The organism is Jiangella sp. DSM 45060 (assembly GCF_900105175.1).
Taxonomy (GTDB): Bacteria; Actinomycetota; Actinomycetes; order Jiangellales; family Jiangellaceae; genus Jiangella.
The window spans coordinates 2,287,488-2,300,280 of sequence record NZ_LT629771.1 but is presented as its reverse complement, the minus strand read 5'-3'; the positions used below and the strand labels follow the sequence as shown (position 1 = coordinate 2,300,280).

Sequence of the window (12,793 nt, the reverse complement as noted above, 5' to 3'; positions counted from 1 at the left end):
AGACCGGCCGGTGGCGGCGTGGCGGCTTGGTCGGACCCGGTGCCGCGGGTGACGATGGATGGCAGTCGTGATCGGAGGTGAGGATGATGCGTGAGCTTCGGCTGATCGCGGTCAGTGAGGACGGCGCTCACCTCATCCTCTCCGGCCACGACGGTGAACAGCTGGCGTTGCGGGTGGACGATCGCCTGCTCGCCGCGATCCGAGGCGACCGAGCGAGGTTGGGACAGTTGGATATCCGGCTCGAAAGCCAGCTACGTCCACGCGACATCCAGGCACGCATCCGGGCGGGCGAGTCCGTCGACTCCGTCGCCGCCGTGGCGGGCATGCCACGCGAGAAGGTCGAGCGCTTCGCCGGCCCCGTCCTCGCCGAACGCGAGCACATCGCGGGCCGCGCCCGGCAGGCCACGGTGCGCCGGCTGGGCGGCGACGGCCCGCCGCAGACACTGGAGGCCGCCGCGGGGGCGACCGCCAAGACGCACGGCGCCGACCCCGACCTCGTCGAGTGGGACGCGTGGCGGCGCGAGGACGGCCGCTGGCTGGTCCGGTTCGCGTGGGCCGGCGAGGAGGAGGACTCCGCCCTCTTCTCGTTCGACCCGTCCGGCCGCACCGTCGTGCCCGAGGACCACAACGCCCGCTCCATCGCCGGCGTGCTGCCGGCCGAGGCGCCCGCCGACCCCGAGCCCGAGGTCCCCGCCGGCCCGGCCCGGCTGTCCGTCGTGGGCGGTTCGTCCGGCGCCGCGGCGCCCGCCGAAGACGACGAGGGCCCCGACCTGCCGGCGTTCCTCAAGCCGGCCGGGGTGGGGCCGGTGCGCGGTCTCGTGCGCGACGCTTCTGCGTCGTCGTCCACGTCCTCGTCCGCCTCCGCTGACGATGAGGACGAGTTCGACGACACCACGCCGATCCCGGCCGCGGCCCGCCGCCAGCGGCGCACCACCCGCACCGGCCGCGAGCGCCGTCGTCGCGAGCCCGACCTGTTCCACGACCACACGCCTGAGCCCGCCGAGCCGCCCGCTGCTGCCGGTCCGTCCGCCTCCGCCTCGGGCGCCTCGGCCGTCGAGGATGAGGCCGACGACGCGGTCACGAGCGAGCGGCTGCGGCTCAGCGACATCGCCCAGCACGTCGAAACCGACGACGAGCAGGCCGCCGACCTCGCCCCCACGGCCGACGAGCCGGCGCCGCCGGCCCGCAAGACCAGCTCCTCCCGCTCCCGCCGGCCCAGCGTCCCCAGCTGGGACGAGATCATGTTCGGGCGCCGCAAGAACGACTGACCGCTCCCCCGCCCCGCCGCCTCCGCCCCTCGGTAGGCAGGGACCGTCGGCGGTCGGGCCCGTCGGTGGGCAGGGACCGTCGGCGGGCTGGGCACGTCGGTGGGCGGCCGTTCACGCTGGGTTAACGCCGCCCGCCCGTAGGGTGGGGGCCCTCCCGGCCGGGCGGGGACCGAACCCCGCCCACCGCGCACCGCGCCGCACCGCGCCGGAGGCCCGGCCCGTAGCGACCTCGCCGGCCACCCCGAGCCGCACCGCGCTGGCGGGCCGGCCGTGAGCAGCCGTACCCCAGACCGAGCCCCGGCGGCGGACATCTGTGGGCGGCCGTTCACGCTGGGTTAACGCCGCCCGCCCGTAGGGTGGGGGCCCTCCCGGCCGGGCGGGGACCGAACCTCGCCCACCGCGCACCGAGCCGCACCGGCGCCGGAGGCCGACCCGTAGCGACCTCGCCGCCGACCCCGAGCCGCACCGCGCCAGAGCCCCGCCCCTGACCGCGCCGACGGTTCCGAGCCGCACGGCGCCGGAGGCCGACCCGTGGCGACCTCGCCGCCGACCCCGAGCCGCACCGCGACGAAGGGCCGGCCCCAGGGAGCCGCACCCCAGACCGAGCCCCGGCGACAGGCAACGACGGACGGCCGTTCACGCCGGGTTAACGCCGCCCGCCCGTAGGGTGGGAGCCCTCCCGGCCGGGAGGGGACCGGGGACCGTACCCCGCCCACCGCGCACCGCACCGCCCACCGCACCGCACCGCCCACCGCAGCACCCCCCACGGCGAAGCGCGCCGCCCCCACGGCGACCGGACACGAGCCCCCCGCGACGGTGCGAACCGAGCCGGGGATTTCATGATCATGTTCGGTGGCGGTCGCTGGCATGCCGTCAGCGGACATGATCACGGGGGTCCGGGCCAGGTCGCCGTACCGACGCCGAGCCAGCGCCCGGAACACCACCACCCCAATCGCTGCCGAGCGACAACCCAGGGCGCACCCACGACCCCGGTTCATCCAGAATTCCATCCGCCGCAAATGGGATGACTAGGACAAGGTGCATCGAACCACTTCAATGGCATTGGCCTATACCTCTATCCAAGGACTCGATGCCAATGTCGAGCACCAACGTACGACGTCGATGGGTGACGTCGTTGTCCGCTCTGACGGTGTCCGCCGTCGTGGTCGGCGGGTTCACCGGCGTGCCCGCCACAGCACAGGACGAGCCGCCGCTGACGGACGACGCGATCGAGCTGGTGGACCGGACCGAGCAGATCGGGCCCGGCATCACGCTGCGCGAGCTGACCTCCGTCACCCCGACCGGCTGGTACGACCAGCACATCCTCACCGCCGACCTCGCCAACCCGGCCGTCACCAGCGACCTGCTGGCCGGCGAGCACGTCACCGACCGCCAGGCGACGAGCGTCATGGTGAACGAGGCCGGGGCGGTCGCCGGGGTCAACGGCGACTTCTTCGACATCAACAACTCCGGCGCGCCGCTGGGCGCGGAGGTCCGCGACGGCGAGCTGCTGAAGTCGTCGGACCACGGGACGTGGTCGCACATCGGCGTCGGCAGGGACGGCATCGGCCGCGCGGTCGACATGACGCTCGACGCGACGGCGACGTTCGGGGGCAGCGCGCACCCGGTGACCTCGCTGAACGCGTCGAACACGATGTCCGGCTCCCCCGCGAACGCCATCGTCGCCTACACGCCCGCCTGGGGCAGCTACAGCCGCGCCATCGGCGTCAGCGGCGCCACCGACGTCGCGTCGGTGCTGGTCCAGGACGAGCGGGTGGTCACCGTCGACGCCAGCAGGGCAGGCGAAGGCCCCATCCCCGACGGCGCCTTCGTGCTGGTCGGACGGGAGGCCGGCGCGGCCGCGATCCGCACCCTGCAGCCGGGCGACGGCGTGACGCTCAGCTACGAGCTCAGCGACGAGATCGCCCGGCAGATGCGCTTCGTCATCGGCTCCAACCGCGAGTTGGTCCGCGACGGCGTCGCCCGCCCGGACTCCGAGCTCGACAACGCCGTCCACCCGCGCACCGTCATCGGCTTCAAGGACGACGGCCGCACGATGATCCTCATGACGAACGACGGGCGGCAGTCGCCGGTCAACGGCATGACGATGCGCGAGCTGGCCCGGTTCATGGTGCGCCTGGGCGCGGAACAGGCCTGGAACCTCGACGGCGGCGGCTCGACGTCGATGGTGGCGCGCCCGCTCGGCGAGGACGCCGCGACCGTCCGCAACAGCCCCTCCGACGGCGCCGAGCGGCCGGACCCGAACGGCGTCGGCCTGTTCGTGGCGCCGGGCAGCGGCACGGCGAAGCAGCTGGTCATCACGCCCGGCGAGGACGACGCCCGCGCGTTCCCCGGCCTGCACCGCACGCTCACCGCGAAGGCCGTCGACGACCACCTCACCCCGGTCGAACTGGACCCGAACAGCGTCCGCTGGCGCAGCAGCGGCGGCACCGTCGACGGCTCGGTGCTCGAGGTGCCGGCGAACCGGCGCGGCCGCGTCGTCGTGCATGCGACCGCAGGCGCAGCCCAGGGCGTGCGCAGCATCGACATCCTCGGCGAACTGCACTCGCTGGAGCTGTCCACGAGCCGGCTCTCGATCGGCGACGCGCGACCGGAGAACGCGGTGCGGGTCGAGGTCACCGGCCGCGACGCGCAGGGCTTCGCCGCCCCCGTCGAGCTGGTCGACCTCGACCTCAGCTACGACGAGAGCGTCGTCGACATCACCGCGGACGGCGCCGGCCTGCTGGTCACCCCGCTGGCCGCCGGCGGCACCGTCGTCGAGCTGAGCGCGGCCGGCCGGACGATCCGGCTGCCCGTGACGGTCGGCGTCCAGACCGTCCAGGTCTACGACTTCCAGGACGAGCACGCCGCCACCGGACGCTGGACCCGCAACGGCACCGCCGGCGTGCGCATGGACATCCTCGACGACCCCCAACGGCATCCGGCTGGAGTTCGGCGCCGCCCGCAACAAGGGCATCACCGCCGCCAGCAACCCGAGCCGCTGGGTGGAGATCCCGGGCCAGCCGCTGCGGGTCCGGCTCAAGCTCAAGTCGGACGTGTTCGTGCCGAGCGGACTGACCTACGCCGGCTTCTGGGACGCCGAGGGCACCTCGATCGGCGTCTACGGCACCGGCCTGCAGCCGTCGGACGAGTGGCAGTACGCGACGTTCACCATCCCGTCGACGGCGGTGTTCCCGATCCGGTTCAACTCGTTCCAGGGCATCAACACCGCCGTCGACCAGCAAGTGCCTGGCCGGTTCGTCATCGGCGGGCTGGAGGCGGACGTCCCGTCGCAGATCGACCTGCCCCCGCAGGAGCCGCTGCGCGCCGACCCGCTGGTGTCCGCCGACGGGCGGCCGCAGCCGGGCGCCGACTGGTCCTTCGCCACGCTCTCCGACGTCCAGTTCACCGCCGCGTCGCCGGACCTCACGCAGGTCGCCGTCGCCGCGCTGCACCGCATCCGCGCCGAGGAGCCGGACCTCGTCGTGCTCAACGGCGACATCGTCGACCGCGGCCTGCCCGAGGACCTCGCGCTGGCCCGCCAGACGTTGGAAGAGGGCGGCTGCGACCTCGTCGCCGTCGGCGCCGAGCCGGACGACGACCCCGACACCGTCCCCTGCTACTACGTGCCGGGCAACCACGAGTCCTACGGCGTGGGCAACACGCAGTCGACGCTGGACGCGTGGGAGGCCGAGTTCGGCCGTCCATACCGGACCTTCGACCACAAGGGCACCCGGTTCATCCTGCTCAACAGCGCGCTGGGCAGCCTGCGCGGCTCGGACTGGGACCAGCTGCCGATGCTCGAGGAGGCGCTGGCGACCGCCGCCGAGGACGACGCCGTCAGCAACGTCATGGTCTTCGCCCACCACCCCGTCGACGACCCGGCGGAGACGAAGTCCAGCCAGCTCGGCGACCGCATGGAGGTCCAGCTGGTCGAACGGCTGCTGGCCGATTTCCGGTCCGGCAGCAACAAGGGCGCCGCGATGGTCGGCTCGCACGCCCAGATCACGAACGTCCAGCGGCAGGAGGGCGTCCAGTACGTCGTGCACCCGTCGTCGGGCAAGGCGCCGTACGGCACCCCGGACCGCGGCGGCTTCACCGGCTGGGTCGAGTGGAACGTCGACCGCGACGGGTCCGGCGCGCAGCAGTGGCTCAACGCCAACGTCCGCGCGTTCGCCCAGCAGGTCGTCGTCGAGGCGCCGGAGACGGTCGAGGCGGGCCACGCGGTGACCGTCGGCGGGCACGTCGTCCAACCGTCCGGCGTGCTGCCGGGCAGCCGGGTCGTGCCGCTGGCCTACCCGATGTCCGTGCGCTGGTCCGGCGACGACGGCCTGGCCGTCGGCTCCGGCGAGCAGGCCGTCCGCCGGGCCCGCGACCAGGGCAAGGTGGCGATCCTGGACCCGGTGACGCGGCAGCTGACCGGCCTGCGCACCGGCGAGGTGACGCTGGAGGTCACCGCCGACTCCATGCGCCCCTACACCGGCGACGAGTCGCTGGCGCCGGTGACGGGACGGACGACGGTCCGGGTGGTGGCCGCCGCCGGTCCGGGTGCCCGGGTCGACGCGGACGCGCCGGTGTTCACCGCCGTGGCGGCCGACGCCGCGGTGCGTCCGGTGACGCTGACGAACACCGGCGACCGGCCGCTGACGGTGTCCGGGCTGACGGTGACGGCGGACGCGTTCGCGGTGGCCGACGCGCGGGCGTGCACCGCGGCGCCGGTCGCGCCGGGCGCCTCGTGCGACGTGGCGGTCCGGTTCACGCCGCCGGCCGCCGGTGGACGCACGAGCGCGGACCTCGTCGTCGAGTCCAACGCGCCCGGCGGCGCCGTCGAGGTGCCCCTGACGGGCGCCGAGGCAGCGCCTGAGGCGGCGCCGGCGCAGGGCTGACCGGACGGGGAGCGGGCGGGACGCCGCCCGCTCCCCCAAGGCCTGACCTGCGGAAACGAAGAAATCCGAGAAATTTCCCCTTCGCACGTATCTGGGCGGCCGCTTCGCGCTCTGTATCTGTGAACGCCGAGCTAGGCCACCAGTCGGCGTTCCACGGACCAGGAACCTCCGGCCGTGTCGCGCACACCTAGGGGAGGCGGCCATGACACCAGCACGACGTCCGGCCGCACCCGACCAGCCCGTGCGCGGCGGCCTCGCTCCCTTGGAACCGTGGCGGGCTCTTTCGAGAAACCGCGTCGTCGAGATCCTCGCAGCCAGGCGACGCAGGCGTCCACGACGTCTGCTCGTACAACGTCTGTGAAGCCGGGGGGCTGCTGCGATGATCGGCACAACGGGGGGTGACGGGTACGTGGGCAGGGCGTGGTTCGCCACGCCCGGGGGCGCGTGCCCGTCACTGACGGCGATCTACCTGCATCTATACTCGGGGCGGTGGCCGAACTGTCCGTCAGTGAGCTGGTCGAGGCGGCGTCCAGGGGCGATCAACGCGCCTGGGACCGCCTGGTCGACGACCACGCGTCGCTGGTGTGGGCGGTGGTCCGCAGCCATCGGCTGCACGGCGGCGACGCCGAGGACGCGTTCCAGAGCACCTGGCTGCGGCTGGTCGAGCACCTCGGCCGGCTGGCCCAACCGGAGCGGCTGGCGGCCTGGCTGGTCACCACCGCGCGCCGCGAGTGCCTGCGGCTGCTGCGCAAGGTCGGCACCGAGCTGCCCGACCTCCACGTCGCCGATCGCGCTGACGATGCCGCTACCCCAGATCCCGGCCCGGTCGAGGCGCTGCTCGCCCGCGAGGAGCAGGTCGCGGTACTGCGCGCGTTCCAGCGGCTGCGGCCACGCTGCCAGGACCTCCTGCGGCTCACGGTCGCCGCTGCCGACCCGCGCTACGCCGACGTCGCCGCGGAGCTCGACATGCCCGTCGGCAGCGTCGGACCCACGCGGCAGCGCTGCCTCGACCACCTGCGCCGCATCATCCACGACGGCGACGACACCGGCGGCACCGAGACCGCCCGCGAGACGAACGACACCGGCCCGGCCAGCGCCCGCCCGCGCACGGGCCGGCGCTGAAGGGGGCATCCATGGCTGACGACGACCACCTGGTCGACCAGCTCCGCGAGATCATCGAGGCCACCGACCCGCCGCCGCGGCGGCTGGTCGACATCGCCAAGGCGAGCCTGGTGTGGCGTACGGCCGACGCCGAACTGGCCGAGCTCGTCGGCGACTCCAGCGCCGAGCCGGCCGCCGCCGTCCGCTCGGGCACCGAGGCGCCGCGGCTGCTGACGTTCACCTCCGGCGACACCGTCGTGGTCCTCGAGGTCACCCGCGAGGCCGGCGCACACCGCGTCATGGGCCAGATCGTCGCGCCGGCGCCGGCCACGGTCGAGGTGCGCCACGTCGACGGCGTCGTCACCGTCACCACCGACGCCGACGGCCGGTTCCGGGCCGCGCCGGTCGCGCCCGGCCCCATCTCGGTCAGCTGCCGCTTCGAGGACGACGCCCGCCCGGCCGTCGTCACCAGCTGGGTCAGCATCTGACCGGACGTCGTCCGTGACGACCTCAGCCGGCGGCGAACGGGAGCGGCTCGGCGCCGGTCTCGGCGACCCGGGCGCTGACGGCGGTCATGCGGCGGCGGTGGTGGTGCCGGCACAGCACCTCGTAGCCGACCACGCCCGCGCCGTCGGTGTCGCCGACGACCACCTGCTCGCCCTCCGTCACCATGATGCCGCCGACCGTGCGGGCGTTGTGCGTCGCCCGCCGCCCGCACCAGCACAGCGCCTCGACCTGCAGGGTCTCGACGCGGTCGGCGAGCTCGACCAGCCGCGCCGACCCCGGGAACAGCCGGGTGCGGAAGTCGGTGAGGATGCCGAACGCATACACCGGGACGTCCAGCTCGTCGGCCATGCGGCCAAGGTCGTCGACCTGCTCGGACGTGTAGAACTGGGCTTCGTCGGCGATGACGTAGTCGATGCGGGCGCCGGACGTCAGCCGGGCCGCCACCAGCGCCCACAGCTGCGTCGACGGAGTGACCTCGACGGCGTCGGCGGACAACCCCAGCCGGCTGGACACTGTCGCCTCGCCGGCGCGGTCGTGCGAGGTCAGCAGCAGCCCGGACAGCCCGCGGCGGCGGTGGTTGTAGTCGGTCTGCAGCGCCAGCGTCGACTTGCCGCAGTCCATGGTCCCGGTGAAGAACGTCAGCTCCGCCACGCCGGGATCACGCCTCCCCGACCAGCAACGGCACCATCAACTCGTCGTCGGTCAGCGCGCCGTGTAGGCCGCGCAGCCGGGTCTCGACGGGGAACACACTGCGCCGCTCGACCGCGCAGTCGCCGTGCACGCTGGCGACGACGTCGCCGATGCGCTCGGCCACCCGCGCCTCCACCGCGCCGAACCAGCCGGCCGCGATGGCGTCGGCGCGGGTCAGCACCGCGGCGCGGTCGCCCAGCACCGACCGCCACGCGGCGGCGACGTCGTCGGCCACTCCCGAGGAGGCGGCGTAGACGTGCCGGAACCGGGCCTCGCCGGCCACCAGCGCCACGCCCTCGCGCAGCGCAGGCACGTCGTCGACGTCGATCCGGCGGTCGGGCTCGACGTCGACCATGCCGTGGTCGGCGGTGACGACGAGGACGGTCTCGGGCGGCAGCTCGTCGTAGAGCTGCTCGGCGAAGCGGTCGACCATGGCCAGCTGGTAGCGCCAGGCGGCGGAGCGCCAGCCGTGCTGGTGGCCGGTGTAGTCGAGGTCGCCGTCGTAGACGTACACCAGCGACGGCGTGGCGCCGGACGACCCCTCGACGGCGGCCGCGACCCGCTGGCCGTAGGTGTTGGCGGAGCGGAACGGGCCGCCCATGGCGGCGCGGGTCAGCCCGGTGTCGCGGAAGCTGCTCTGCCCGATGACGGTCGTCGCCACCCCGGCCCGCGCGGCGCGGTCGAACAGCGACGGGTACGGCTGGTACGTCAGCGGGTCCAGCGGCGGATCCCACTTGAGCGCGTTGAAGATGCCGTCGCCGCCCGGCACCCGCGAGGTGTAGCCGACGATGCCGTGCTTGCCCGGCGGCAGCCCGGTGCCGAGGCTGGCCAGGCTGGTGGCCGTGGTGGTGGGCGTGCCGGCGGTGATGGACCGGCCGGTCAGCGACGTCAGGAACGGCGCCTGCGCCGGGTGGGCGCGCAGCAGGTTCCAGCCGAGCGCGTCGACCAGCAGGATGCAGTAGCGGCGGGCCGGCGGCAGTCCCAGCACGTCGATCTCGTCGGGTACGCCGAGGGCGGCCAGCACGGACGGCAGGAGGTCAGCGAGGGCGTCCTCGCCGTAACGCGGCAGCGGCACCGGTCACCGCACGCTGATGGTGGCGGCGGACAGCGCGCGGGCGAACGTCAGGAGGTCGCGGACCCGGCCGCTGCCGTCGCCGGCCTCGCTGACCCGCAGCGTGAAGTCGTCGGACGTCAGCGCGCCGGTGTAGCCGTGGTCGGCCTCGCACTCGGGGTCGCCGCAGGTGGCGGGCTCGAGGTCGATGCGGCTCATGGCGCCCCAGCCGACCGTGAGCACGACGTCGAGCGCCGGTGCGCCGGTGCGGTAGGAGGCGGGCGCGGTGACGGTGCGGCTGACCACCACCGACGTGACGCGGTCGAGCGGCACCGCCTCGGTGGACGTGGTGGCGTACGGCACGTCGTGGGTGTCGTCGGAGGGGTACTCGTCGGTGTGGCCGACGATCAGCCTCGTCGGGGTGAGGACCAGCACGCTGACGTGCCGGCGCAACTCGTCGCGGTCGAAGTGCGGCTCGTGGTGCACGACGTAGGAGTCGACGGCCTCGCCGGCCAGCGAGGTCTCGAGCATGTCCGCGACGAGATCGGGGTAATAGCCGGCCTCCTGGATGGCCAGGCGAAGACCCTCACGCGTCCCTGTATCCGCCATTCCTCCATCTTCCCACGCTCGTGGCCGCTGCCTCACGGCAGTCGCCGGGTGTACCAGTCCTGTCGCCCGGCCGGGGCGGCGACCCGGGCGGAGCCGTTGACGACCGTCAGGCCGGACTCGCCGGCGAGCACCGGGTCGAGCTCCACGGAGCCGACCTCCGGCACCTCGTCGACCAGCCGCGACATGCGGTGCACGAGGTCCTCGACCGCACCCAGGTCGGCCATGATGCCGCCGTGGTAGCCCATGAGCAAGGCGGCCGCCTTCACCTCCCGCACCATCTCGGCCGCGTCGCGGTCGGTGAGCGGCGGGATGCGGTACGACCGGTCCCCCAGCAGCTCCGACGCCACGCCGGACAGCCCGAACGAGACCACCGGGCCGAACAGGGGGTCCTCCCAGGCCCGGATCGACACCGGCACCCCGCCCGGCGCCATCGGCTGCACCACGAACCCGGCCTCGACGGGGTCGGCCAGCGTCTGCGCCATGGTCGCCCAGGCGTCGCGCATCTCGTCGGCGGTGTCGATGTTGCGCCAGACGGCGGCGAGGTCGGGCCGGTGCCGCAGCCGCGGCGACGTCGCCTTCAGCACCACCTCGCCGCCCAGGACGTCCAGGGCGCCCAGCGCGGCGTCGAGCGTCGGCGCGTCGACCATGGGCAGCAGGTCGACGCCGTAGGCGGCGAGCAGCTCACGTAGCCGCGCGGGCGGGAGGTCGGCGCCGGTCTGCGGGTCGGTGCCGACCGCGCTCAGCGCGCCGCGGGCCAGCTTGCGCGCGCCCGCGGCGTCGCAGCCCTCGAGCCGCGGCACCTTGCCGTGGCTGCGCCGGCGCCACTCGGCGTACGCGGTGGCGTGGCCGAGCGCCCGGGCGGCCTCCTCGGGCGACGGGTACGACGGCACCCCGGCCGGGCCGCGGACGCCGCGCTGGCCCTGGAACGTCGTGACGACCGGCTTCCCGGCCGCCGTGACCTCGGCCAGCGCCGCGGCGACGTCCTCGCCGCCGGGCCCGTCGACGGCCGGCGCGTAGACGACGAGGATGGAGCTGACGGCGGGCTCGTCGACGAACGTGCGCAGCGCCTTGCGGTAGTCGTCGGCAGTGGCGCCGGCGCCGAAGCCGACCGGGTCGCCGTAGACGTCCAGACCGGCGCTGACGGCGGCGTCGGCGGCCAGCAGGCACAGGGCGCCGGAGTTGCCCATGACGGCGACCGTGCGGCCGGTGGGCAGCGGCTGGAACGCCAGCACCTGCGCGACGTCGAACATCTCCGGGATGGTGTCGACCAGGACGACTCCGGACTGCCGGAACATCGCGTCCAGCGCGTCGGCCGGCGCCTCGATCGGCCGGACGGTGTGCCCGAGCGGCACGCCCTGGGTGGACCGTCCGCTCTTGACCGCCACCACCGGCTTGACCTCGGCGACCGCGCGGGACAGCCGGGAGAACTTGCGCGGGTTGCCCAGCGATTCGAGGTACAGCAGGACAACCTCGGTGGCGGGGTCGTCGCGCCAGTACTGCAGCAGGTCGTTGCCGGACACGTCGGCGCGGTTGCCGGCCGACACGAACGTCGACACGCCCAGGCCGCGGGCGGCGCCGTCGGCGAGGATGGCGCTGCCCAGCGCGCCGGACTGGGCGAAGAACCCGACGCGCCCGGCCGGCGGCAGCGTGGTGGCCAGCGACGCGTTCAGCGAGAACACGGGGTCGGTGTTGACGATGCCCAGGCAGTTCGGCCCGACGATGCGCATGCCGTGGGCCCGGGCCAGCCGGACCAGCTCGGCCTGCCGCGACCGGCCCACCGGCTCGCCCGTCTCGGCGAACCCGGACGACACCACGACCAGCCCGCGCACGCCCTTCGCGGCGCAGTCGAGGACCACCTCGGCGACTGCGTCGGCGGGGACGGCGACCAGCGCGAGGTCGATCTCGCCGGGGACGTCGCGGACGCTCTTGTAGGCCGGCAGGCCGGTGATCGCCGTCGCCTCGCGGTTGACCGCGTAGACCGGGCCGGTGAAGCCGCCCAGCACGAGGTTGCGGACCAGCGTCTGGCCGATCTTCTCGCGCCAGCGGCTGGCGCCGACGACCGCGACCGACCGCGGCGTCAGCAGCCGCTCGATCGAGCGCGCCTCGGCCCGGTGCTCGCGCGCCGCCATGACCTCAAGCGAGCTGCCGGTCGGGGCGATCTCGAACTCCACGTGGACGACGCCGTCCTCGTAGCTGTTGTCGACGGTGTAGCCGGCGTCGGCGAAGACGTCGATCATCTTGTGGTTCGCCGGCAGGATGTCGGCGACGAACCGGCGCACGCCGCGCTCGCGGGCGGCCTGGGCGAGGTGCTCCAGCAGCACGCTGCCCACGCCGCGGCCCTGGTGCTCGTCCTCGACCAGGAACGACACCTCGGCGTCGGTGTCGTCCAGCCGCTCGTACCGGCCGACGGCGATCATGGCGTCGCCGATGAGCAGGATCAGCGCCACCCGGTCGCGGTGGTCGACGTTCGTGAACCGCTCGACGTCGCGGCCGGTCAGCGTCGGGTAGGGGGCGAAGAAGCGGTAGTACTTGGAGCGGTCGCTGACGCGCGCGTAGAACTCGACCAGCCGCTCGGCGTCGGCTGGCACGATGGGCCGCAGGTGCGCCGTCGCGCCGTCGGACAGCACGACGTCGGCCTCCCAGTGCGCGGGATAGACCGCCGCTTCGTCCACGGTGTTCAG

Annotated in this window: 8 protein-coding genes and 1 pseudogene; 5 read left to right on the top strand and 4 right to left on the bottom strand. The window is 74.2% G+C overall.

The features are described 5' to 3' along the window. Positions 1–83 precede the first annotated feature (83 nt). The 5 genes and pseudogenes from sepH to BLU82_RS10240 all read left to right on the top strand — a co-directional run bounded on the left by sepH (position 84) and on the right by BLU82_RS10240 (position 7,743). Complete coding sequence (sepH, locus tag BLU82_RS10260; RefSeq protein WP_092619351.1) at positions 84–1,268, top strand: septation protein SepH; 1,185 nt, start codon at positions 84–86, stop codon at positions 1,266–1,268. Between the two features lie 1,024 nt (positions 1,269–2,292). After that, positions 2,293–3,489, top strand: a pseudogene (locus BLU82_RS36290) (phosphodiester glycosidase family protein); the annotation flags it as partial. A gap of 784 nt (positions 3,490–4,273) precedes the next feature. Beyond that, complete coding sequence (locus BLU82_RS10250) at positions 4,274–6,154, top strand: metallophosphoesterase (RefSeq protein WP_157740789.1); 1,881 nt, start codon at positions 4,274–4,276, stop codon at positions 6,152–6,154. A 489-nt stretch (positions 6,155–6,643) separates the two neighbouring features. After that, complete coding sequence (locus BLU82_RS10245; RefSeq protein WP_197682849.1) at positions 6,644–7,276, top strand: RNA polymerase sigma factor; 633 nt, start codon at positions 6,644–6,646, stop codon at positions 7,274–7,276. 11 nt (positions 7,277–7,287) lie between these two features. Further along, positions 7,288–7,743 (top strand): carboxypeptidase-like regulatory domain-containing protein, encoded by a 456-nt coding sequence (locus tag BLU82_RS10240; protein WP_092619345.1) that lies wholly within the window; start codon positions 7,288–7,290, stop codon positions 7,741–7,743. Between the two features lie 22 nt (positions 7,744–7,765). On the opposite strand, the gene BLU82_RS10235 is transcribed toward BLU82_RS10240, so the two are convergent. From BLU82_RS10235 to BLU82_RS10220, 4 genes are read right to left on the bottom strand one after another with little or no spacing between them, the layout of a single operon-like run. Next, entirely contained in the window at positions 7,766–8,413 is a 648-nt protein-coding gene (locus tag BLU82_RS10235; RefSeq protein ID WP_092619342.1) for a thymidine kinase, read from the bottom strand. 7 nt (positions 8,414–8,420) lie between these two features. After that, complete coding sequence (locus BLU82_RS10230) at positions 8,421–9,527, bottom strand: alkaline phosphatase family protein (RefSeq protein ID WP_092619339.1); 1,107 nt, start codon at positions 9,525–9,527, stop codon at positions 8,421–8,423. Positions 9,528–9,530: 3 nt separating this feature from the next. Then, positions 9,531–10,112, bottom strand: coding sequence for a DUF5998 family protein (locus tag BLU82_RS10225; protein WP_092619336.1), 582 nt, complete (start codon positions 10,110–10,112; stop codon positions 9,531–9,533). A 32-nt stretch (positions 10,113–10,144) separates the two neighbouring features. Then, entirely contained in the window at positions 10,145–12,784 is a 2,640-nt protein-coding gene (locus BLU82_RS10220) for a bifunctional GNAT family N-acetyltransferase/acetate--CoA ligase family protein (RefSeq protein WP_092619333.1), read from the bottom strand. Positions 12,785–12,793 lie beyond the last annotated feature (9 nt).